This is a genomic window from Gilvibacter sp. CC01 (assembly GCF_055755295.1).
Map to the genome: position 1 here is coordinate 761,994 of NZ_CM146909.1, position 24,080 is coordinate 786,073.

Consider the following 24,080-nt stretch of genomic DNA (forward strand, 5'->3'; position numbering starts at 1 on the left):
ATCTAAGTAACTTTGAGTGTTTTGATGAACTATCATTACAATTGCTATGTATTCAACAGTTCCCTCATCGCCTATATATCAAAAGGCTTTGGAGATTTTCTCCTTATCCCGAAGAATTTCGGACTACTTGGTCGATGACCTTGCTGAACTCAGTCCGTCCGGAAATGAGAATCCGCATATCTACTTTACAGGCGACATTGTACAGCAGTCTGTTTGTTTGGCGCCAGAGATCCTAAAGGCCGAACAGCAACAGGAACGCGACAAAAAACACCAGCATGCCGATTCCTTGAATCGCTTGACAAACAAGCTATACACCAACTGTCAACGCTTAGAGCGAAGCAACAGCAATGGAGCCGAATTCGTCTCGATCTTAAGAAAGGAATTACGCAAGTTCAAGAAGTTGCAACGCAACTGGATGCTTACGCTGTAAGTCTCAATTACATATTTCTTCTGTACTGTCCGCCGACCTCAAAAAGGGCTTGAGTGATCTGTCCTAAGGAGCAACGTTTACAGACTTCCATCAATTGTTCAAAGATGTTGTGGTTTTGCACCGCAGCCTGTTGCAGCTCAGCGATCAATGTTTCGGAGATATCTTCGTGTCGGGCGTGTAGTGACTCCAGAGTATCGATCTGCTGCTGCTTCTCCTCTTCTGTGGCGCGAATCACCTCTGCAGGAAGCACCGTAGGAGATCCCTTCTTACTCAAAAAGGTATTCACCCCAATGATAGGGAACTCGCCATTGTGCTTTAAAGTCTCGTAATACAAACTTTCCTCTTGGATCTTAGAACGCTGATACATGGTTTCCATAGCACCCAAGACACCACCTCTTTCGGTAATGCGATCAAATTCTGCCAACACAGCCTCCTCAACCAAGCTGGTCAACTCTTGAATGATATAAGCCCCTTGTATCGGATTCTCATTCTTAGCTAGGCCCAATTCTTTATTGATGATAAGTTGGATAGCCATTGCACGACGCACACTTTCTTCTGTTGGTGTTGTAATGGCTTCATCGTAGGCGTTGGTGTGTAGCGAGTTACAGTTGTCGTAGATCGCATACAAGGCCTGTAGTGTCGTTCTAATATCGTTAAAATCGATCTCTTGGGCATGCAAGCTGCGTCCTGAGGTCTGAATGTGATATTTGAGCATCTGTGCTCTCGGGTTGGCACCGTATTTATGTTTCAACGCCTTAGCCCAAATTCTTCTTGCTACACGGCCTATCACTGCGTATTCAGGATCGATCCCATTGCTAAAGAAAAACGAAAGGTTGGGCCCGAACTTATTGATATCCATACCTCGGCTCAAATAATACTCCACATAGGTGAAGCCATTGGCCAAGGTCAAGGCCAATTGCGTGATAGGGTTGGCTCCAGCTTCTGCAATATGGTAACCCGAAATAGAGACAGAATAGAAGTTACGCACTTTATGATTTATAAAGTATTCTTGCACATCTCCCATAAGTCGCAGGGCAAACTCGGTAGAGAAAATACAGGTATTCTGAGCCTGATCTTCTTTTAGAATATCGGCCTGCACTGTACCGCGCACTTGCTGCAAGGTCTCTGCCTTAATGCGCTGGTAAACGTCTTTAGGTAAGACTTCGTCTCCGGTAACACCTAAAAGCATGAGTCCAAGTCCGTCATTGCCTTCTGGCAAATCACCGCGATATACCGGACGCTGCTGCCCTTTGGCATTGTAGATCGTATTGATCTTTTTATCAATTTCTGCTTCCAGACCTTCGGCCTTGATGTACTTCTCGCAGTTCTGATCTATAGCAGCGTTCATAAAGAAACCGAGCAACATAGGCGCTGGTCCGTTTATGGTCATACTAACGGAGGTCATCGGGTCGCTTAAGTCGAATCCGCTGTAAAGCTTTTTAGCATCGTCTAAACAACAAATAGAAACCCCGGAGTTTCCGATCTTTCCGTAAATGTCTGGACGGTGCCCTGGGTCATTTCCGTATAAGGTAACCGAATCAAAGGCTGTAGAAAGGCGCTTGGCAGGCATCCCCTGGGAAACATAGTGAAAACGTCTGTTGGTACGTTCTGGCCCTCCTTCTCCTGCAAACATACGCGTCGGATCCTCTCCCGTGCGCTTAAAGGGATACAATCCGGCAGTATAAGGGAACTCCCCTGGAACATTCTCTTGCAAGGCATATTCCAAGATCTCACCCCAGGCAGTGTACTTAGGCAAAGCCACTTTCGGGATATCTGAATGCGAAAGCGATTTGGTATGCGTCTCTATTTGAATTTCCTTGTCCCGAACCTTAAAGCGATAAATAGGATCTTTATAACGAGCTACCTTATCTGACCATTGCAACAGCAGTTCCCAGTTATAAGGGTCCAAATTCATCTTAACCCGATCGAACTCTTTGCGCAGTAGCGATAAGAAGGTCTCATTTTCTGCGGATACGGTTTCGGTAAGATAATCTTCATTCAGCCCACCTTTAGACAGTACGTCTTTGAAACGCGCTTCGGAGTCTATATTGAGCACCGAACATATGGTCTTGTAAATACCAAAGAGTTGTTGAGCTGTGCTTACTTGCTGGTCCGCACGTTCATCATAAGCTCTGTTGTTCTCTGCGATCTCAGATAAGTAACGTGTTCGCGCAGGCGGGATCACATAGATCTTCTCACTCATGGCGTCCGTAACTTCGTAAGAACTCTTAAGATCGGCCCCTGTTTTGGCAACCAAAGTATCCATTACTTTACGATACAAGGTGTTCATCCCTGGATCGTTGAACTGAGAGGCTATGGTACCGTAGACAGGCAATTGCTCTTGTGGCGTATCCCACAGATTGTGGTTACGCATATATTGTTTTTTCACATCGCGAAGCGCATCCAATGCACCGCGCTTGTCGAACTTATTAATTGCCACCAGATCGGCAAAGTCGAGCATGTCTATCTTTTCCAGCTGGGTTGCGGCTCCGAACTCTGGAGTCATCACATAGAGCGAAATGTCAGAGTGCTCAAGTATTTCTGTATCGCTTTGACCAATTCCAGAGGTCTCTAAAATGATCAAGTCAAACTCCGCAGCCTTTAAAACCTCCACCGCTTCGTTGACATATTTACTCAAAGCCAAGTTGCTCTGTCGAGTCGCCAAGGAACGCATATATACGCGTGGAGAATTAATGGCATTCATGCGGATTCGATCACCTAAAAGGGCTCCTCCTGTTTTACGCTTAGAAGGATCCACAGAAATAAGACCCACGGTCTTTTCCGGAAAATCGATCAAAAAGCGTCGTACTAGCTCATCGACCAAACTCGATTTACCAGCACCACCTGTACCCGTAATACCTAAAACAGGCGTTGTTGTCTTTGCGTTTTTCTGGTGGATGGTATCTAAGGTCTCTTTGGCAACCTCTGGGAAGTTCTCTGCTGCAGAGATAATGCGGGCAATAGCACCTGTTTCTCTGGATTCCAAACGGGTCACTTCGCCGTTTAGCGAATCCCCAATAGGGAAATCTGCTTGTTGCACCAGGTCGTTGATCATACCTTGCAAGCCCATTTCTCGACCATCGTCCGGAGAATAAATCCGCGTGATTCCGTAGTCCATAAGCTCCTTGATCTCTTCTGGCAAGATTACACCGCCTCCGCCTCCAAAGATCTTGATGTGCCCTGCTCCGCGCTCTTGTAAGAGATCGTACATATATTTAAAGTACTCGTTATGCCCACCTTGATACGAGGTCATGGCGATGGCATTGGCATCTTCTTGTATGGCCGTATTTACTACTTCTTCTACAGAGCGGTCGTGGCCTAAGTGGATCACTTCTACTCCTGTGGCTTGGATAATGCGTCGCATGATATTGATCGCTGCGTCGTGACCATCAAAGAGTGAGGCTGCAGTTACAATTCGTACTTTATTCTTGGGTTTATATGGAGCGGCTTGCTGCATGGTAATTGTCCTAATTTTGGCGCAAAGTTAATTATTTTGAGGGTGATTTTTGTACTTTCAACTCTAGAACGAAATCGTTTTAGGACAAGCTTAAGAAAATCGCCATTTAAATCCATCACAAATACTATGAAACGTCTACCCTTAATCCTTTTTGCCTTCATCACTTTTAGCTGCGGAGAACTGCAACAAGTTGTCAACAATTTGCCTGGTGGATTGCCTGCACTTAGCGAAGCTGAAATTGGAAATGGATTGAGACAGGCCTTAGAATTTGGGATCGAGAAACAAGTGAGTAAGCTCACCGCTACCGACGGATTCTATAAAAACGAATTGGTTAAGATACTGCTGCCCGAAGAGCTTAGAAAAGTAGATGCTACCTTAAGAGATATAGGGCTTTCCAGTTTAGCGGACGAAGGTCTAAAAGCGCTCAACAGAGCTGCAGAAGATGCCGTAAAAGAGGCGACTCCGATCTTTGTTGCAGCGGTTAAAGACATCACCTTTGCCGATGCTAAAAACATATTACTCGGCGCCGACAATGCAGCCACCACTTACCTTGAGAACAGAACTCGCTCTGCACTTTATGCCAAGTTCAATCCGGTGATCAATAATTCCTTTAGTCGGGTTGGTGCCGATGTGATCTGGACAGAGCTGATTAACAAATACAATGCAATTCCGTTGGTCAATGACGTCAATCCTGATCTGACCGATTATGTGACCACAGAAGCCCTAAAAGGTGTTTATACTATGATAGCCGTTGAGGAACAGGAAATTAGAAATAAAATTGGGGCTAGAACCACTGATCTTTTGCGTCGTGTTTTTGCGCTTCAGGACTAAAAGTACACTTTAGCCGATAAAACCATCATCGAGCGAGGGTTTTCTTACATTTTTATACCAGACCTTTAAGTTAATATTAGCCTTCCTTTAAGGAAATGTAATTAACTTTAAAAAAACTCACTCCCCCATGTTATTCATGCTTAAAAAAAGCAAGCTTAGACGCCTAGAGATTTCGTATCAAAGATGGATGCGATATGCTTACACGACAGCAGTTTTCGATAAAGAAGAGAGCAAACGCGCTCTTCAAATTGCAGAACGCAAAATGCGAGAGATCCAATTGCTTTTGGACTCTGAATACGTTAGTGCAAGCGCTTAAAATACGCGAAGGCCTGCCTAAGTCTGCTCCCGTACCAACTAAAATATTCGCCGTCGACTAATTTGACGGTCACTCCTAACTGCGCTTCCAGTTCGGCGCGATCTTTCTCTTTGAAAGGATAGGGTTCTGAACTCAACAAGATCTGATCGGCCTGTTGCAGTATTTTTAAATCGACCTCCGGATAACGCCCTTTAGGATCAGTAATAATATTCTCAAAAGCATTCTCTCGCAACAGATCTCCTATAAATGTATTGTGCCCTGCCGCCATATAGGGTGTCTTCCAAATCAAATAAGCCGTCTTTAATACAGGTTTTCCTTGGATGTGCTTATTAAAATCTGTCCGAGCCGTTCCAATAGCCTTTATTAGGTCCGCAGCTAACTCATCTCTCCCAAAAAGAACTCCCATGGCGCGAATAAAGTCTAAGCTATCGTCTACCGTATAGATATCACTTACCCAAACCGGAGCTATACGCTGCAGTTCTGTGACCATTTTCAGGGTGTTCTCCTCCTTATTGGCAATGATGATATCGGGTTGAACTGAAGCAATCTTCTCAAATTTCACTTGTTTGGTGCCCCCCACAACAACTTTCTGCTTTCTAAGCTCCTGCGGATGAACACAGAACTTAGTGATACCAACAAGTCGTTCTCGCAGTCCTAGGTCTACCAACAGTTCGGTTTGAGAAGGCACTAAGGAGACGATTCGACTGGGAACCTTTTCAAAATGATGTAAACGTCCTAGTTGATCTTTAGACTCCATGGAGTACAGTGGCCATTTGCTGCTGTAAATCTGCAGCTTTGGCTGCGGCAGCCGTTGCAAAGTCTTCACCAGAAGAGGCGTAGATAATTCCTCGAGAAGAATTTACCAAGAGCCCAACATTGTCTGTCATCCCGTATTTGCAAACCTCGGTCAAAGAGCCCCCCTGAGCTCCTACTCCTGGGATGAGTAAGAATTGGTTGGGCAATTTTTGGCGTATTACTGCCAAATGTTCCGCTTTGGTAGCGCCTACTACATACATAAGGCGGTCCGCGTTTTCCCAACCAGAAGCAGTCTCAATTACTTGTTCGTATAGAGTTTGATCACCTACTGAAAGCGTCTGAAATTCAAAGGCACCTGCATTTGAGGTCAAGGCCAACAGGATCACATATTTCCCTTCGAACTGTAAAAATGGTTCAACAGAATCTCTTCCCATATAAGGCGCCACCGTGACCGAATCAAAATTCATTGATTCAAAAAAGGCCTTGGCGTAACGCGTAGAGGTGTTTCCAATATCGCCTCTCTTGGCATCGGCTATGGTAAAGTGATCGGGATACTCCGCGTTCAAGTAATCGATGGTTTTTTGTAAGGCCTGCCACCCTTTAAGCCCATAGGCTTCGTAAAAGGCTGTATTGGGCTTGTAGGCTACGCAAAGCTGTGCAGTAGCATCTATGATCGCCTTATTAAATGAGAAGATCGGATCTTCTTCTTGGAGTAAATGCGGTGGTATTTTTTCTAAATCAACGTCTAGCCCAACGCATAAAAAGGAATGCTTGGCTAGAATCTGCTCGGTTAATTGCTGGCTTGTCATTTAGAAAAGTTCGCTATTCTCTTTAAGTTTCTCGGTATTCTCTGCGAGCATCAGCTCGTCGATAAGCTTTTGTATATCCCCATCGATTATATTACCCAAATCGTATAAGGTAAGACCAATGCGGTGATCGGTAACACGGCCCTGCGGATAGTTGTAAGTCCTGATCTTTGCAGAACGGTCTCCGGAAGAAACCATGCTTTTTCTTTTCTCGGAATCGGCAGCTTGCTTTTTAGCTAGCTCTGCCTCATAAAGACGCGAACGCAAAACCTTTAGGGCTTTTTCCAAGTTCTTGTGCTGGGACTTTTGGTCCTGACAACTCACGATAATGCCCGTAGGCTCGTGATGTAGTTTAATAGCAGAATAAGTGGTATTTACAGATTGCCCTCCAGGTCCTGTAGACGTGGTTCGTTCAATACGAACGTCTTGCATGTCCAGCTCTACATCGAACTCTTCTGCTTCTGGCAAGACCATTACAGTAGCTGCACTTGTATGTACACGGCCTTGTGTTTCTGTTTGTGGTACGCGTTGCACGCGATGCACTCCCGCTTCGAACTTGAGGGTTCCATACACATCCTCTCCTGCCACTTCAAAGATGATCTCTTTAAATCCACCAGAAGTTCCCTCGTTATAATCAACGGTAGAAACGCTCCAGCCACGACCTTCGCAATACTTGGTGTACATACGGTAGAGGTCTCCGGCAAAGATACTCGCCTCGTCACCACCAGTTCCTGCGCGGATCTCGACAACTACATTCTTGGCGTCTTCCGGATCTTTTGGGATCAACATATAGCGGATCTCCTCTTCTAGTTGCGGTAAGCGTTCTTTAGCACTTTCCAATTCCATTTTTGCCATCTCGAGCATTTCTTGGTCTGAACCATCTGCAATGATCTCTTCAGCCTCTGAGATGTTGTTGGTTAGGGCAATGTATTCTTTGCGTTTCTTCATGAGCTCGCTGAGTTCTTTGTACTCCTTATTGATCTGCACATATCGCTTCTGATCGGAAATGATATCTGGCTGAATAATAAGGTCACTGACCTCGTCAAAACGCTGTTTAACTATATTGAGTTTATCGAGCATAGTGGCAATAACTTGGGCGTAAATTTACGACAATTAATGATAGTGGAATTCTCCTTGTTGGCTGCGGATGGTCAATGACTTTTCTGCCGCATCTTCGACCCTACCTACTATTTGAGCAGCTACTCCGAAGGATTCAGAAATAGCGATTATCTGATCAGCAACAGCCTGAGGCACATAAAGTTCCATACGATGCCCCATATTAAAAACCTGATACATCTCTTTCCAGTCCGTACCGCTTTGCTCTTGAATGAGCTTAAATAGTGGTGGCACCTCGAACATATTGTCTTTAATAATGTGGAATTGATCTACAAAGTGCAAGATTTTGGTTTGTGCACCTCCACTGCAGTGAACCATTCCGTGTATCTGCTGTCTGTCTACAGTTTCTAAGATCTTCTTGATTATCGGGGCATAAGTACGCGTTGGAGAGAGCACAAGCCTACCAGCATCTAAAGGACTGTCGGTAACCTTATCCGTCAATTTTTTAGCCCCCGAATAAACTAGCTCTTCGGGCACAGCTGGGTCAAAACTCTCCGGGTATTTCCCTGCCAGTTCTTTCCCAAAAACATCGTGACGTGCAGAAGTTAAGCCATTGCTTCCCATACCGCCATTGTACTCGGTTTCGTAAGTAGCTTGACCGTAAGAAGCCAAACCTACGATCACATCGCCTGCTTGAATATTGCCGTTGTCTATCACCTCATCGCGTCGCATGCGTGCGGTAACGGTAGAGTCCACAATGATGGTTCTTACCAGGTCACCTACATCGGCTGTTTCACCTCCGGTTGGATGAATATCAACGCCAAAATCGGCCATCTCTTTAACCAATTCTTCAGTTCCATTGATTATAGCAGCGATAACCTCACCGGGAATTAAATTCTTATTTCTTCCGATGGTAGAACTCAAGGTAATTCCAGAAGTCGCTCCAACACAGAGTAGATCGTCGAGATTCATAACCAATGCATCTTGAGCAATGCCCTTCCAAACTGATAGGTCTCCGGTCTCTTTCCAATACATATAAGCAAGAGAAGATTTGGTACCTGCGCCATCGGCATGCATTACCAAACAATGATCTTGGCTTCCCGTTAGGTAATCAGGGACGATCTTACAGAATGCTTTAGGGAACAAGCCCTTGTAGATATTCTTGATAGCATTGTGAACGTCCTCTTTGGCCGCAGATACTCCACGCCCAGCATAACGTTTAGAAACCTCCTTACTCATATTGTGGTTGACTTAAAGCGCAAAAATACCACAATTGCTATAATTACTAAAGCAGTTGGGGTGCCTTATTCTTCGTAATCGATCATGTTCGCGTTACTTAGCAAGAGTTCGGCATTTTCAGCAGGCAGAGAAGTGTCATACACAAAAATGCTTGGTGTCGCTGTAGATACTCGCCCTTTCTGAGTAAAATAGACATCGTTCTCATTCGGCCCAAATCTTGGATCAATATTAATAAAGCCCTCCGTTACTCCGGTAACTAATTCGGCTGTGGTGTCGGTTGTACTATTATAAATAAAGAGTCTCGCATCCTGTGGCAAATAAGCCGGCAATTCTAATCCCGAGGTATCATACCAATACAATACTTTAGAGCCATCGATGTTCAAATCCAAACCTCCGGCAGCTCCAGGCTGCCCTTCAAAAATAGTTTCAATTAAGTTACCATCCAGATCTACAGTGATGATTGAGACATTATAACCCTCAATATCATTTAGTTTCAAGGCAATGACGTCGTTAAATTCGCTCCAAGCTATCTCCGTAACGACCAAGCCTGGCGCGGGTTCGTAGAAAGATGTTGTCACTCCGGTTCCTGCTGTGGACAACAATACCCGACGTGCTCCACTCAAAGTCGGAAACAATATACTAGCACCATTGGGCTCCCAGGCAATATCGACCTCATTGAGATCGAATCCACTAACAGGAATCCCAAAAGTGAGCTGTTGTTTATTACCACCATCTTCATCCATGACAAATAACTGTGTCTGTCCACCTACACTTTGTAAATAGGCGATCTTTCCAATAGCGCTGTTCTTTCGAGGCCTCCAGCTGTTAGTAGCTTCGGAGGTCAATTGAATGAAGTTTCCGTCAAGATCGGCTCCGTAGATCACATTGTTTGAGCCTACTTTTCTAACAAAGAGATATTCAGCATTTGGAATGGCTGTGGTTTCAAAACTGTTTATTGCACTCAAAACCGGAGGGTTTACGCCATCGTCTGCGCTGATCTGCCAGAAATATTGTGTGGAGAACATTAGGCCACTATTTACAGTGAGCGTAGTGTCTGAAACAGTCTGTAACTCTAAAATCTCGTCATTTTGATCATTTTGAAGACTGATGGTGTAGGTCACGGTATCATCTTCGTCCGGATCTCCACCCGACCAAACGAATTCCAGACTCAAAGGCAAGTCTGTAGTATTATTGGCTGGACTAATCGCTACTGGGGTATTGGGGGAGTTATTGTCCAGTACTTCTCTACTGAGTTCAAAGATCACGTTCGACTCTCTATCGGCAGCAATAACCGCAGCTTCGAACTCCACTACAAAACCGTCGAGTTCTGCCTGAACAGCGTAGTTGCCAACTGGCACATTGGCAATTTCAAAGAGTCCTGCATTATCGGTGAACACGGTACTGGTTATAGGCTGCGTAGAGATCTTTACATTAGCTAATGGAGCATTGTCACCACTTGATACTACCAAACCTGTGAGGGTTCCTGTAACACCATCTTCTATTTTGTCTTCACTGCATGCACTGAGAACAACAAAGACTGCAAAAACTAAGCATTTATATATTAGTTGGGATTTCATGGGTCGCGTTTAGTTTGTTGATTGTTTGGTTGTACCACCACCAAAGTGGTAATTCAGACCTATTCCAAAGGTCAAGTAGTGATCGTCTCTAGAGCCGAAGATCTCGTCATCTAATTTATCTGTAAAGCTCACGTGATAGCCGGCTCGGGCAAGGACAGAAAAGTTGGGGCTCACCATATATTCGAATCCGGCTCCGCCTTGAACTTTAAAGAAGCCTTCCCAATCTTGCAGAAACTTGGCCTCAGTATTGTCTACAAAGCTCATATAGCCTCCTCCTCCGTAAAAAATTGGTGAGAATTTATCATAAGGCAGTAGGCGATATTGCAGATTGGCATCGGCTGTTAGCCACCAATAACGTCTGGAAATGGCCTTGTTGGCATTCAATCGTAAAATACTCCCTTCTACCCCTACTCGGAAAGCGTCAGAAAGTTTGTATTGGTAGCCAAGACCTGCGTTAGCATCCACGTCGCTCGAAGAGAAATCTCCATTGATGTAGGTTCCCCCCAAGTTTAGACTCAGGACGTGTTTCTTCTCACTGCGCGCGGCCAATTCACGTTCGTAAAGTCCTGTGGAAGCTTCTAGTTCTTTTTCTCGCAAATAGTCGTCAATCAATTTTTGATCGATCTCCTCGCCCTCTTTAGACTGCCAAAGACCATCCATGATCCCTTCTATAATTAAGGCCTCCACGGCTTTTTCTATAGCTTCTGAAACGGCCAATTGAGTGGGTTCGTTCTTGGTAAAACCAGTCTCTACTTCCAAAAGACGTTGGAAGTTCACATAACGGAACAGGCTTACGTCTACGGCTTGGGACAAAATGGTTTTGGACACATATACAGTTTTTAAAATGGCTCCATTGCTCGTGGAGACTGCACGCAAATAAACCGTAATGCGGTCTTGTCTGTAGCGGGTAGATCCTCCGGCTCCGAAATATCGAGCCCCGGCTCCACCAGTAAGTATGTTAGTATCATAAGAGATCACACCTCCTTCTAAAAGTATACCCGCAAAGAGCAAGGGCTTGAGTCTGGGTATGTTTGCGTCGGGATTGGCCTTTCTAAAATCGTCTCTAGTAGATCTTATAATATTCCGCTCGTTGAGCAAATTGCTTAAATTCTCTCGCTCAATAGGATTGAACCATTGCGAATCTTCAAGCGCTTTTATTAGAATGGTTGTAGCGCCTTGGGTAACGGCGGTACTAAAGGTGCTTCCGTTTTCAACGGCTTTGTACTGACCTGTTTGATCTTTGAAGTTGTATACACCAACAACTATGGGTTCGTTAGGTAGTGGTAATTGTTTGAGCACCGTGGTCTGCGCTGACAACTCACCAAGACGCGCATTTTGCACATCAACCGGCTGATTGAACAGGGCGCCACAGCTGTTAAAAAGCACAAGCATAGAGAGGATAGATATCCTGTACATAAGCTTTCTCATTGTATTGTTTGCTAGTTGGGAATGATTATTTGGGTTTGTTCTCCTGTGGAGGTGTCGAGTATATTGACTACCAGACCTTCTGCAGAATCAAAGATCTCTAAAGCAAGGGTTCCAAAACTGTAAGTTCCAGCTTCAAGACCATCACCTAACTGGGCAGAAAAAAGACCGCGCGTGAGCTGTCCTAAAATCTGTCGGTTTAGACTCTCTGCAAAACTGTCAAGAGTAGAAAGATCTTCACGGCCAAAGCTTTCATTAAAACCGTTTTGCGCATTGGCAGAGTTCAACAGCCAGTTGTAATTGAACGTGTCTCCGCCAAATGCCGGATTGATAGGACGATAAACAAGCTCCTGACCAAAACTGATCTGAGCGAGTCCGAATAAAATAAAGGTTAGTAGTATTCTCATTGTGTTAGTTAGAATTTTCTAATAGTATTTTGATCGCGTTTTTGCTGCTGCAAATAGCGAATGGTGCGGTTCAAAGCAATATCTGCCATATCAGAAATATAGTCGCTTCGGGGGTTTACAAAGAATTGCCAAACTAAAGCATCACCGACCTTTACTTCTACCTTAGTGTTTGTGCCCAGCGCTAATAGTTCGTCTATGGTTATGATAAACTCAGAATTCACCTTCTTAGCCAAATAGTTCGCGTAGTATTCGCGATAGAAGTCGCGAGCAGGTTTGGTCTTGGTGTTCTCAATCACAAGGCCACGAAGCACTATTCCGTCGGGTTCGTCCATGGCTTCTTGCTGATTTTTATTTGGGTCCTGCTCAAAGGAGAAAAGATCAGGATCTTTCTTGTCATCTCCGTAGAACACTACTCTGTCTTTTCCGATTATCTTATCGTTTTTGTCGAAAATGAGCAGTAGAATGATTTTTCTGCGTAGGTCTCTTCTGTGAAAGGTGAGGCTATTCAATACTTTTTTCTCCGCTGCTGGCAAAACAAATCGTTCTTCCTTGTCTTCTTTTACGGTACTGCCATCCTCTAAAAGGACAAAGGCGGTAATTACATATCGCAGGGATTTGTCTATGGAAGTTTTATTTAGACCAGAGGCTATGATATTGATGAACTCATCGTTGAACTCGACATCCAACTTGGCCGCCACATCTTTATTGTAGATCTGACCAGAGGCCGTAAAGCCTAAAAGTAGTAAGATCAATAGCACGCTCCAGCGTATACTTCCTTGAGTTTGCATTGGTTAGTTGAAACTGCGCACAATTATAGATTGATTCTGTCCTTGCATGGTGATCTTCATATCCTCAGAAATGCTATTACCTCCGTGAAAAACAAAATTCTGATTTGCTCCGTCTTGTACAATGGTCAGATTGTGTAAGCGCGTATTGGTACTAAAATCACTGACTAAATGATTATTACCACGTTGTTGGATCTGTTGATTCACCAGGTCTACGCGCAGCTGTAGGTCGATAATGTTATTGTCTCCCACCTGAGCAATGACAAAGCTGCTGTTGTCTACCGTGGTATTGATCTGCAAACTGTTATTGGCTCCAAGCTGATCGATAAAAACATTGTTATCATTCGCGCTGGTCGCCCTTGCTTCGGGAGTGTTGCGTTGATTCTGTAAGAGTACTTGTTGCTGCTGATCACTGACCTCATCGTCCGTATAGGTCTGTGCTTGCATCCCTCCAAATACAGTCAGGATAAGTACAATTAATAAGTTGATTTTTCTTTTCATCTCTAACGTTAAATTAGGTCTTTAATTAACGATATATTGGGCGTGCCTCTTGATAGGCACGCCCAATATTATTAGGTCCTTATCCAACTAAGGACTCGGTCTTTTTGCTACAGATCGCTCTGAACAACAGTTGAACTGTTTCCGTTTCCAACTTGATTCACCACACTCATGTGGTTGAATCCAGTCTGAAGCACAGTACTTGAATTGCTGTTACCAATCTGGCTCACAACGCTCTCATTGAGGTCACCTGTTTGAATCACACCAGAAACATTGGTGTTACCTTCTTGGTAAACATTACTGAAATTATCGTCGCCAAATTGCTTGACATCACTAAAGTTGCCCATTCCAATTTGTTGAACGATACTTTCGTTTCGGTCTCCATCTTGAAATACACTACTGTTGTTAAGGAAACCGTTTTGAGCTACAGATGAGTAGTTCTCGTCACCAAGCTGAGCAACACCAGAAGTATTGTTGTTGCCTAACTGCTCAACATAAGATTCGTTGTCGTCACCGATTTGGTTAACGAGTGAACCGTTGGCAGTACCTATTTGGTAAACTATAGAAACGTTGTCATCTCCGGTCTGTGAAACAAGACTACCATTGGAATCACCGTCTTGGATGGTCAAGGCTCCATTATTATCACCGGTTTGGGTGATAACACTAATGTTTCCGTTACCATACTGACCAGCGCCAGCGTAATTCATGTTTCCAGTTTGGGTCATTTGATTTGTATTACTATCTCCAAACTGTTCGTTTTCTGCAGTATTGTCGTCACCAACTTGGGTCTGATCGTTGTCGTTGCCATTACCTTGCTGATCACTTCCGGCATAGTTGAAATCCCCTTGTTGAAGAATGTCGGAGTCGTTATTATCTCCAATTTGACGGTTTCTGCCGTCGTTAACATCTCCTTCTTGGGTAATGTCCGAACTATTGTCGTTGCCTTCTTGTCTGATCCAAGCAAAGTTTCCATCTGAACCGGCTCCGTCTGCATCGCCAAATTGATTGACGTTTGCAGTGTTCGAAGACCCTTCCTGATAGATGTTTGAATCGTTATCATCGTTGATAGAAGCACCGGCACCGAAACCTTGATAGGTATTGGCCTGGTTGGAATCACCGATCTGATCTACATCAGAATCGTTGTTATTTCCAAGCTGATCCGTATCGTTTTGGTTCATGCTACCGGTCTGATCAACCGCAGAGGTATTGTCATCTCCAACTTGATCTACAGTAGAGTTATTCATAAATCCGGTTTGGTTAACGGCAGAACCGTTTCCGCTACCGGTTTGGGTAACTACACTGCTATTGGATTGAGCAAAAGCCGCTACAGAGAACAATATTGCGAATGCACTTAATAAATTTTTCATAAAAATTGTAAGGTTGTGGGGAAAAGCAGTTGCCTGTTTATCGCTTTGATTTTTTATCTAGACCACCGCCCTGATAAACACAGGGCAGTGGAGCAGATCAATTAAATATCAATTGAGATTAGTCGTTCTGAGTAACTGTACTGCTGTTTCCGTTTCCAGTCTGAAGAACTACAGACATGTGCTGAGTTCCGTTCTGAGAAACGTTGCTTAGGTTAGAGTTACCAATCTGGTCAACATCTGACATGTTGTTGAAACCATCTTGTGCAACATAAGATTGGTTCAAGTCACCAGTTTGGTTAGCAGTAGAGATGTTCTCGTCTCCGTCTTGAGTCGCGTTAGCGATGTTCTCGTTACCGATAGAAGTGTTCTGAGCGTCGTTCAAGTCACCGAACTGTCCTATATAAGCACTGTTCATGTCACCTACTTGATAGTTTCCGAAGAATCCACCGTTAGCGTCGTTCATATCACCTACTTGCTCGATAGCAGAAACGTTCATGTCTCCGTACCGTCCAGTACCAGAGTTGTTGTCGTTTCCGATAGAAGAGTTGGTAGCTGTGTTGTTGTTACCTTCTTGGTTGATACCCCAAATAAGGCTTCCACCACCACCTAGGTTGCGCTCTCCTTGTTGGAAATAAGAAGCGGTGTTAGAGTCTCCAGTTTGTGTGATCTTGAACTGGTTCTGAAGACCGTCTTGTCTCAAGTTGTCCACAACGTTGTTGTTTCCAAGTTGATCAACATCGGCGTCGTTCTCGTTACCAGTTTGGTACACACCCCAAAGACCTCCATTAGCTACGTTACCTACACCAAATTGATAGATATCAGAAACGTTGTCAGCACCCGCTTGACGCGTACCGGCGTTGTTACCATCACCTAAAGATGTAGTGTAAGCAAGGTTGTCGCTACCTGATTGGTAGGTACCCCAGATAAGTCCGGTACCACCACCTTGGTTTCCGTTACCTTCTTGATAAGTAACAGAGGTGTTGCTCGTACCGTCTTGTGTAGTGTAGAATTAGTTGTTGTTACCAATTTGATCTACATCAGAGTCGTTGGTGGTTCCAAACTGCTCTACTTCAGAGTCGTTGTTGTCACCAATTTGGTCAACGTCAGAGACGTTCATCAATCCAGATTGTAATACGGATGAGGCGTTGCCATTACCGTCCTGGAATACATCACTATCATTCATTTGGGCAAAACCCACAGTTCCGAATAATAGAGCTGCTGCGCATAAAACTACTTTTTTCATAATTGTTTGATTTAAGTATAAGGATTAGGAATTAATTTAATCTTTCATGTTTTCACTCGCAGTAAAGCTCTCGCGTGGTTTGGTCAAGGCACACGAATCCATGCTTCACTTGATGTGAATTTTTAAATAACTGTTTTTTAATTACTTACACAGTAATACTACACAGTATTAAGGTGTAAATTGGGTTTGTTTTGAAAATTGCAGCAGATGACTTCGCGTCTTACTTTAGCTGCTTCTGAGGGGATATAGCAATCTCTTGCGGAATAAATATCGGAAAAAATCCACGGGCTAAAAAAGGGATATTTCCTGTTGATTTTTCCAAAAGTTTAAATTGTAGTACAAGTCTTACAAAGTAGGTAAAATATGCTGATATCATACCTGATTTCTTCGGCAAAGGACACAAATAAATCGAAGATACTATATGTTAATATTTTGTTAAATCAAAAAATGGAACGAAAACGATTTCGGAACACCCGTAGAACTACGTAGAAACACCTACTTAATTGGTAAATAAAAGCTCACGATACTTTGTAAGCGGCCACAACTGATCATCCACAAGAAGCTCTAACTTGTCACAACTGCGTCTAATATCCTGAATATGAGGCAGTACCTTTGAACAATACGCTTCTGCTCGCTCATTTGCCGGCAAAACATTCGCTTGTTTTCGCTCCAGAATCATCTGAGCCACTCCTTTATTGATATCGCGAATATATCCCGAGATCTGCTCCAGCAACTGCATTGGTTCTTCTGTAAAGTCTATTGTGGTTTTCCCGTATACTGCTTTAAGGCCGGCTATATTCTCTAACAGTATATTTTGATAACGTATAGCTGTAGGTACCACATGGTTTCTGGCAATATCGCCAAGCACTCGTGATTCGATCTGAATACGCAGTGCGTATTCTTCTACCTCGATCTCATAACGGGCTTCTACTTCGGTCTTACTCAAGATTCCCAAAGATTCGAATAAGGCTATGCTTTCTTTGCTGATCTTTGCCTTCAAGGCTTCTGGCGTATTCTTGGCATTGGACAGTTTTCGCTTGGCTGCCTCCTTTTCCCAGGCAGCTCCATAACCGTCTCCCTCGAAACGAATGCGCTTGGAGTCCTTAATATATTCTCTAAGCACATTAAATATGGCATCGTCCTTTTTCATGCCTTTTTTAACGATCAGGGCATCGACCTCTTCTTTGAATTCTTGCAGTTGCTTGGCGACAATAGCGTTAAGCACTGTCATGGAGTTGGCACAATTAGCGCTGCTTCCAACCGCGCGGAACTCGAATTTATTTCCGGTAAAGGCAAAAGGAGATGTTCTGTTTCTGTCTGTATTGTCTAGTAAGATCTCCGGGATCTTACCTACCACATTGAGTTTGAGCTCTGTTTTTTCCTGCGGAGATAGTTTCCCGCTGGTCACCTTTTCTAATTCATCTAAAACTGCTGTGAGTTGCGAACCGATAAATACAGAGATTATTGCAGGAGGGGCCTCATTGGCACCCAAACGATGATCGTTACCAGCACTTGCTATAGAAGCACGCAAAAGCGCTTCGTGAGTATTTACCGCCTTGATGGTATTGATAAAGAAGGTCAAAAACTGCAGATTCTTCATCGGCGTACTCCCCGGGCTCAGCAAATTGATCCCCGTATTGGTTTGCAAGGACCAGTTGTTGTGCTTGCCAGATCCGTTTATTCCAGCGAAGGGCTTCTCGTGAAATAGCACTTTGAAATGATGACGCTTAGCCACCTTGTCCATCACATCCATTAATAAGGAGTTGTGATCGACAGCTAAATTAGCTTCTTCAAAAATCGGAGCGAGCTCAAACTGGTTAGGAGCAACCTCATTGTGTCTTGTTTTCACCGGAACACCAAGCAGCATACATTCGTGTTCCAATTCACGCATAAAGTTCAATGCACGAGATGGAATAGATCCGAAGTAATGATCATCTAACTGCTGGCCTTTAGCCGACGCATGACCCAAAAGTGTGCGGCCTGCTAACATAATGTCTGGGCGAGCAGCTGCTAAGGCAGCGTCTATTAAGAAATACTCTTGCTCCCAACCTAAAGTCGCGTTAACCTTATTTACGTTCTTGTCGAAATAGCGCGCAACAGCAGTGGCAGCTCCATCAACAGCTTGTAAAGCTCTTAATAAAGGGGTTTTGTAATCCAAGGCCTCTCCCGTATACGAAACAAATACGGTAGGTACACATAAAGTAGTGCCATAAACGAAGGCTGGAGACGTAGGGTCCCAAGCAGTATAGCCTCTGGCCTCAAATGTATTTCGAATGCCTCCGTGAGGAAAACTACTTGCATCGGGCTCTTGCTGTACCAACTGACTGGCGCCTAGTTTTTCTATCACCGTTCCGTCGGACTGCGTTTCAAAGAAAGCATCGTGCTTTTCTGCTGTGGAGCCTGTTAGCGGCTGAAACCAATGCGTATAGTGCGTAGCACCTTTAGAGATAGCCCATTCTTTCATTCCTGCGGCGATATGCCCTGCGGTCTGCCTGTCTATCTGATCGCCCTTCTCTATGGCTGCTTGAATGGTCTGGTAGGCATCCGAAGTAAGATACTGCCTCATTGCCGCATCGTTAAATACGTGTTTTCCAAAAAGGTCTGAACGTCTTCCGGCCTCTTCAACCTTTTTTATATCTCGCTGTAAAGCGGTTTGCAGTGCGTTAAAACGAATTTGTGCCATAAGTCCGATTTTTGGCAAAAATACAATTTAAAGGTCACAAAATTAAAGATTCTAAAATTTGACCCCCTATTTTTATGGGGGTGTCAACAAAATATTTGAATTTGTTGAAAACTTACCCCCTATTTCTTTAGTGGTTCATTAAAGAATATTACTTTTGCAGCGTTCATTTAATATTGAAGTATATATTATGAGTAAATCTAAACTAGAGTACATTTGGTTGGACGGTTACTACCCCACCCAAAACATGCGAAGCAAGACCAAAGTGGTTGATGATTTCAGTGGAAAATTGGAAGATTGTCCTATCTGGTCTTTTGACGGCTCTTCTACCAAGCAAGCGGAGGGTAACTCGTCTGACTGTTTGTTAAAACCCGTAGCTATTTATCCAGACCCTGCACGTAGAGATGGGTACTTGGTTATGACAGAGGTATTGAATGCTGATGGAACTCCACACGAGTCCAACGCACGTGCCACCATTGATGATGACGATAACGACTTCTGGTTTGGATTTGAGCAGGAGTACTTCATTATGGACAAGCACACCCAGCTTCCACTAGGTTTCCCAATTGGTGGATACCCTGGACCTCAAGGAATGTATTACTGCTCCGTAGGTGGAAAGAACACTCACGGACGTGATTTCGTTGAAGAGCACGCAAACTTGTGTATCGACGCTGGATTGAACTTTGAAGGGATCAACCAAGAGGTTGCTTCCGGACAGTGGGAATTCCAATTGTTCGCTAAAGGAGCAAAGAAAGCTGGAGATGAGATCTGGGTAGCTCGTTACCTATTAGATCGTCTTACAGAACAATACGACTACTATATTGAATACCACCCAAAACCTGTAAAAGGTGACTGGAACGGATCTGGTATGCACGCAAACTTCTCTAATAATACACTACGTACTTGCGGATCGCAAGAGGTATATGAGAAGATCTGTGAAGCTTTCCGACCAGTAACTAAAGAACACATCGAAGTTTACGGTGAATTCAACGATCAGCGTTTGACAGGATTGCACGAAACTGCATCTATTAAAGACTTTAGCTACGGTATTTCTGACCGTGGTGCTTCTATCCGTATTCCTATTATTACTGTAGAGAAAGGATGGAAAGGATGGCTAGAAGATCGACGTCCGGCATCTAACGGAGATCCGTACAAGATCGCAGGAAGAATTATCAAAACTGTCAAGTCTGCAAATATCTAATCCTAAGATTAGTACATATACGTTAAAGAAAGCGCCTGTTTATACAGGTGCTTTTTTTTATATAAAGGCCATTGCGATAAAGACTGCATAGCCAATAACCAACAGCAATCCTTTGTAGCGGCCAAGGGTAAATCGTTTGGGAATAAAGGCCAGCGGGATAAGGATAAATGCAAAGGCGAGCATCCAGAATATGTCTGCAGTAAGCACCTTGGGGTCGTTTAAGGTAATAGGCTGAATTAGAGCAGTTAAACCCAGCACAGAGGCTATATTGAAGATATTTGAGCCAATAAGGTTCCCCAAGGAGATGGCTTTTTCTTTCTTGAGTGCTGCGATAACCGAGGCTGCCAATTCTGGCACAGAAGTCCCAATAGCGATCATGGTGACAGCAATTACACGTTCGCTTATACCTACACTTTCGGCTATATTCACTGCCCCTTTGACCAACAACTCACTCCCTCCCCAAAGGGCAATACCACCAATGATTAGCCAGATGATTATTTTGGCTCCGGAGGTTTTTGCTAAGGCTCCATTGACGCTTTGCTCTCCTTCGCTCTTAGCTCTCAGGCGCGCTCGACGGATAAGAAGATAAAGATAAGCCAACAAGGCTATTACCAGCACTAGGCCCTCGTAAAAGGAAATGACCTTATCGTTGAGCAAGAACAAATAGAGCGCTCCACTGAGCAACATCATTACCGGCCAATTGAATTTATAAAAATCCTTGTCTATCGCCAAGGGCATGATCACAGCAGTCACCCCGAGCACCAGTGCTATGTTCGCAATATTGGATCCTATCACATTGCCCAAGGCGATATCAGAATGACCATCTAAAGCTGCTTGAAGACTCACCAAGAGTTCGGGTGCAGAAGTTGCAAAACTCACTACAGTGAGCCCGATGACCATTTTGGAAAGCTTGAGTTTAAAGGAAAGGGCAACAGAAGAGCGTACTAAGTACTCACCACCCACCACCAACAGCGTAAACCCTAATAGGATAAACAATGCATTTAAAAACATAGACGCAATAGATTGAAGCGAAGATACTACAATATTAAGGGACGAACAATGTCCACAAACAGGGAATTTTTAGAGCTTTAAACAATAATTAACTATAATTGTAGTTGTATAACTATAAAAATAGTTATAGCTTTGAATATATCAAATCAAGTGTCGTATTATGGAAAGACTTACCAATAAAGAAGAAGCGATCATGCAAGCGTTGTGGGAACTTAAAAAGGCTTTTGTCAAGGAGATCTTGGCCGAGCTCGACCACAATAACCATTACAATACAGTATCGACCATAGTACGTAATCTGGAAGAAAAAGGCTTTATCGGACACGAGGCCTTTGGTAAGACTCATCAATATTTTCCCTTAGTAAGTAAGGAAGCTTACACCGACACCTTTATGAGTTTGGCCAGCGAGCGTTATTTTGACAGCAGCTACAAGAATATGGTCAGCTTCTTTGCAAAACAAGAAAAGATCAGCGCCAAAGAACTCAAAGAGATCCTCGCCATTATAGAAAATAAAAAAGAAGACTAATGGAACTGTTTTACTATCTGATCCGATCGGCGAGTATTTTAGGCCTGTTCTATTTGGTCTATTGGTTTGCCCTACGAAGACATACCTGGTTTATCGCCAACAGACAATATTTGCTCTCTGGTATACTGGCAGCACTTCTCTTGCCTTTGGTAGAAATTACCCAGACCGTCTATATACCGGCTCATCAGACCGAACCAGCACTTGAATTAATTGGCACTGCCTTACCAATAGAAACCCTAGAAACCACAACTTACTCTGCACCATTTGACTGGGTATTGTTGGCAGTTGGTCTTTATATTTTGGGTTGTCTGGTTGGACTGATCCGATTCGGCTACCAAAGTTGGAGTTTATTCAAGGTGCTTAAAAAAGGCAACTACACCAAAAAGAATGGCTTCTATTATATCGAGACCACACAGCATTTGGAACCTTTTAGCTTTTTTAAGTATTTGGTCTACAACCCAAATTTACACGCCTACGAGGAGTTAGCAATGATCTTAGAACACGAACGTGCTCACGCCAAAGGTTGGCATTCGCTAGACGTTTTGCTCAGCAACGCACTGACCATAATCCATTGGTTGAATCCGGTGGCTTGGTGGTATAAAAAATCGATCATACAAAATTTGGAATATATAGCTGATCAGCAAACAGTTAGAGAAATTCCTTCTAAAACCGCTTATCAGCTAGCCCTGGTCAAGGCTTCTACTGGAGCACAGCACTTGGCGTTAAGCAATTCCTTTTATCAATCATTCATCAAAAATCGAATAGTTATGTTAAATGCAAACCAAAGCCGCAAGATCAAAAAGTGGCGCCTTTTATTAATCCTGCCCTTGCTGGTTGGATTTATGTACAGCTTCAATGTGAATACAGAAGTTGCTTATCTAGAAAATGAAGAAGCTGCAGAAGCTACAACAGCAACTCCGTCCTTTCTAATTGACAAATTCTCAACTCAAGCCGACATTGAAGGGGTTGAAGCTTATTTTGCCAACAATCACCCGGAGGTAACCATTGAGTTCAGTAATGAAAAGTGGATTGACAATACCTTGACCGCTTACCAACTGGAGGTGAACTTTCCACTTAGCAATAGTGGCGGCGGCAAGTTTATTGACGAGCGTATAGATGAAGCCGTTGTAGCACGTCTGATTAGCCTTAAAGAGGGGCCTGAGATCTTGATAGAACACCCAGATCCAGATCGTCAAGATTATGTAGTGATCAATGAAGAAGGCCTGTCCATTTTTGATCCAGAAATCGAGGCTGAAATGCAAGAGTTGAAATCCGCAGTGCCGAATGCATCAAATAAAACAGACCAGAAGCCAGTCCAGGCCACTGCACAAACTAAAAAGGATCAGACAATACCAATTAGCAATCCTGATTTCCTTTATATAATTAATGAAAAGCCATGGACAACGGATGACCTGCCTACTGGGAAAAAAATTGTGACTTCGGGTCACATTGAATCTCTTAGCCCAGAAGAAGGATTAGCGCAATACGGCAAGACAGGACAAGATGGGGTTATGGTCGTGCATGGCAAGGCTCGCTTTTTAGACGATGCTCCCACAAGCCAAACCACTGTTACTGGATATACCAATGACGTAAAAGTAAAGATATCTGCGAGTATGAGTAAAGCAGAACTCGACGAGAAGATCGCTTACCTGCAACAAAACCACGGTATTGAATTGGTTGTAGAGGATATCAAATACAATGCAGAAGATCTGATTAGCAGTATAGAACTGCGTTACAGTCACGAAGGTAGTAGTGGTCATTACGCCATAAATAACGACGACAAAGCCATTGATGATATTATTTTGGTCTTTGGAGCGGATGGCAGTATGCAGAGTTACTCCGGAGGGCAAGTAGCCAATGCCCGCTCTGTTGCCCGTAGAGCCGCCTCGGAGGCGCGCAAACAGGCTACAGACGCTCGTAGACTTGCCAGAACCGATCAGCTGGAAGCCCGGAAGGCGGAAATGGCAGCCAAAAGAGATGAAATGCGTCTTTTACAAGAAGCTAAAAAAGCAGAAATGGCCGATATGACCGATACGCAAAAAGCCGAGATGAAGGCAGAGATCGCTGCCTTACGCGCCAAAGAAAGAGCGATCGCTACAGAGCAACGCGCTATAGCCAACACTAGAAGAAGTAATGCGCGAGCTAGAGGGTACGCGCGCTCCGCCAACCGCGCAAGAACAGCCACTGTTGCCGGTAGTGTTGTATCTGATGTGTATATAACCAAATACACAACCGATGCCGACCTGGCCCAGATAAAGAAAGAACTAGCTGCTGAAGGCGTTAGCTTTAGCTTCAAACGTGTAAAGCGCAACGCTGCAGGCGAGATCACCGGGATCAAGATCACTATAGACAACAACGAAGGCAGCAGATCGTCTACCCAAGTTTCTGGCAAAGAAGACGGCATAGACGATATTCATTTGGAATACTAGCGTATTTGCCAATCTAGAAAAGCCCTGAGTTCGGGGCTTTTTT

General features: G+C 43.9%; 21 protein-coding genes. 6 read left to right on the forward strand and 15 right to left on the reverse strand.

Annotated elements, in window-relative coordinates; all coding sequences use genetic code 11:
• Positions 1 to 46: 46 nt before the first annotated feature.
• A complete protein-coding gene (locus AC0J2F_RS03605; RefSeq protein WP_374957579.1) occupies positions 47 to 430 on the forward strand; it encodes a hypothetical protein in 384 nt (127 codons plus the stop codon).
• Between the two features lie 7 nt (positions 431 to 437).
• Here the strand turns inward: AC0J2F_RS03605 and AC0J2F_RS03610 are convergent, their stop codons facing one another.
• The gene (locus AC0J2F_RS03610) at positions 438 to 3,887 is read right to left on the reverse strand and encodes a methylmalonyl-CoA mutase family protein (protein WP_473008809.1); all 3,450 of its coding nucleotides are present in this window, start codon (positions 3,885 to 3,887) and stop codon (positions 438 to 440) included.
• Between the two features lie 126 nt (positions 3,888 to 4,013).
• On the opposite strand from AC0J2F_RS03610, the gene AC0J2F_RS03615 reads away from it, so the two are divergent.
• Positions 4,014 to 4,718: a DUF4197 domain-containing protein gene (locus AC0J2F_RS03615; protein ID WP_374959057.1), complete on the forward strand. Its 705-nt coding sequence runs from the start codon at positions 4,014 to 4,016 to the stop codon at positions 4,716 to 4,718.
• A gap of 127 nt (positions 4,719 to 4,845) precedes the next feature.
• Positions 4,846 to 5,034, forward strand: coding sequence for a hypothetical protein (locus AC0J2F_RS03620; protein ID WP_473008811.1), 189 nt, complete (start codon positions 4,846 to 4,848; stop codon positions 5,032 to 5,034).
• On the opposite strand, the gene AC0J2F_RS03625 is transcribed toward AC0J2F_RS03620, so the two are convergent.
• From AC0J2F_RS03625 to AC0J2F_RS03685, 13 genes are all read right to left on the reverse strand, one after another.
• A complete protein-coding gene (locus AC0J2F_RS03625; protein WP_473008813.1) occupies positions 5,018 to 5,791 on the reverse strand; it encodes a helical backbone metal receptor in 774 nt (257 codons plus the stop codon). The two genes, AC0J2F_RS03620 and AC0J2F_RS03625, sit on opposite strands and share 17 nt — an antisense overlap.
• On the reverse strand, positions 5,781 to 6,599 hold the full coding sequence (gene pyrF, locus AC0J2F_RS03630) for an orotidine-5'-phosphate decarboxylase (RefSeq protein ID WP_473008815.1): 819 nt from the start codon (positions 6,597 to 6,599) through the stop codon (positions 5,781 to 5,783). The genes AC0J2F_RS03625 and pyrF overlap by 11 nt, the downstream gene beginning before the upstream one ends.
• The gene (gene prfA / locus AC0J2F_RS03635; protein ID WP_087524718.1) at positions 6,600 to 7,676 is read right to left on the reverse strand and encodes a peptide chain release factor 1; all 1,077 of its coding nucleotides are present in this window, start codon (positions 7,674 to 7,676) and stop codon (positions 6,600 to 6,602) included.
• A 33-nt stretch (positions 7,677 to 7,709) separates the two neighbouring features.
• Complete coding sequence (locus AC0J2F_RS03640; RefSeq protein WP_473008817.1) at positions 7,710 to 8,891, reverse strand: AIR synthase related protein; 1,182 nt, start codon at positions 8,889 to 8,891, stop codon at positions 7,710 to 7,712.
• Between the two features lie 65 nt (positions 8,892 to 8,956).
• Positions 8,957 to 10,468: a carboxypeptidase regulatory-like domain-containing protein gene (locus AC0J2F_RS03645; RefSeq protein WP_473008819.1), complete on the reverse strand. Its 1,512-nt coding sequence runs from the start codon at positions 10,466 to 10,468 to the stop codon at positions 8,957 to 8,959.
• A 9-nt stretch (positions 10,469 to 10,477) separates the two neighbouring features.
• Positions 10,478 to 11,896, reverse strand: a complete 1,419-nt coding sequence (locus AC0J2F_RS03650) for a CsgG/HfaB family protein (protein WP_473008820.1) — start codon at positions 11,894 to 11,896, stop codon at positions 10,478 to 10,480.
• Between the two features lie 11 nt (positions 11,897 to 11,907).
• A complete protein-coding gene (locus AC0J2F_RS03655) occupies positions 11,908 to 12,300 on the reverse strand; it encodes a curli production assembly/transport component CsgF (protein WP_087524714.1) in 393 nt (130 codons plus the stop codon).
• Between the two features lie 8 nt (positions 12,301 to 12,308).
• Positions 12,309 to 13,088, reverse strand: coding sequence for a CsgE family curli-type amyloid fiber assembly protein (locus tag AC0J2F_RS03660; RefSeq protein WP_473008822.1), 780 nt, complete (start codon positions 13,086 to 13,088; stop codon positions 12,309 to 12,311).
• Positions 13,089 to 13,091: 3 nt separating this feature from the next.
• Positions 13,092 to 13,586, reverse strand: a complete 495-nt coding sequence (locus tag AC0J2F_RS03665) for a hypothetical protein (RefSeq protein ID WP_473008824.1) — start codon at positions 13,584 to 13,586, stop codon at positions 13,092 to 13,094.
• Positions 13,587 to 13,693: 107 nt separating this feature from the next.
• Positions 13,694 to 14,950 (reverse strand): hypothetical protein, encoded by a 1,257-nt coding sequence (locus tag AC0J2F_RS03670; protein WP_473008825.1) that lies wholly within the window; start codon positions 14,948 to 14,950, stop codon positions 13,694 to 13,696.
• A 118-nt stretch (positions 14,951 to 15,068) separates the two neighbouring features.
• Positions 15,069 to 15,875 (reverse strand): hypothetical protein, encoded by an 807-nt coding sequence (locus AC0J2F_RS03675; protein WP_473009360.1) that lies wholly within the window; start codon positions 15,873 to 15,875, stop codon positions 15,069 to 15,071.
• An 84-nt stretch (positions 15,876 to 15,959) separates the two neighbouring features.
• Positions 15,960 to 16,193 carry a hypothetical protein gene (locus tag AC0J2F_RS03680; RefSeq protein WP_473008827.1) on the reverse strand — a complete coding sequence of 78 codons (234 nt, stop codon included), beginning with the start codon at positions 16,191 to 16,193 and terminating at the stop codon, positions 15,960 to 15,962.
• Between the two features lie 499 nt (positions 16,194 to 16,692).
• The gene (locus AC0J2F_RS03685; RefSeq protein WP_473008828.1) at positions 16,693 to 18,876 is read right to left on the reverse strand and encodes a glutamine synthetase III family protein; all 2,184 of its coding nucleotides are present in this window, start codon (positions 18,874 to 18,876) and stop codon (positions 16,693 to 16,695) included.
• A 187-nt stretch (positions 18,877 to 19,063) separates the two neighbouring features.
• On the opposite strand from AC0J2F_RS03685, the gene AC0J2F_RS03690 reads away from it, so the two are divergent.
• Positions 19,064 to 20,074: a glutamine synthetase beta-grasp domain-containing protein gene (locus AC0J2F_RS03690; RefSeq protein ID WP_473008830.1), complete on the forward strand. Its 1,011-nt coding sequence runs from the start codon at positions 19,064 to 19,066 to the stop codon at positions 20,072 to 20,074.
• Between the two features lie 57 nt (positions 20,075 to 20,131).
• Here AC0J2F_RS03690 and AC0J2F_RS03695 read toward each other — a convergent pair whose 3' ends face one another.
• Positions 20,132 to 21,085, reverse strand: coding sequence for a calcium/sodium antiporter (locus tag AC0J2F_RS03695; RefSeq protein ID WP_473008831.1), 954 nt, complete (start codon positions 21,083 to 21,085; stop codon positions 20,132 to 20,134).
• Positions 21,086 to 21,245: 160 nt separating this feature from the next.
• Here AC0J2F_RS03695 and AC0J2F_RS03700 point away from each other — a divergent pair, with 160 nt between their 5' ends.
• Complete coding sequence (locus AC0J2F_RS03700; protein ID WP_473008833.1) at positions 21,246 to 21,608, forward strand: BlaI/MecI/CopY family transcriptional regulator; 363 nt, start codon at positions 21,246 to 21,248, stop codon at positions 21,606 to 21,608.
• Positions 21,608 to 24,037, forward strand: a complete 2,430-nt coding sequence (locus tag AC0J2F_RS03705) for a M56 family metallopeptidase (RefSeq protein ID WP_473008834.1) — start codon at positions 21,608 to 21,610, stop codon at positions 24,035 to 24,037. Before AC0J2F_RS03700 ends, AC0J2F_RS03705 begins: the two co-directional genes overlap by 1 nt.
• The last annotated feature ends 43 nt before the right edge of the window (positions 24,038 to 24,080 follow it).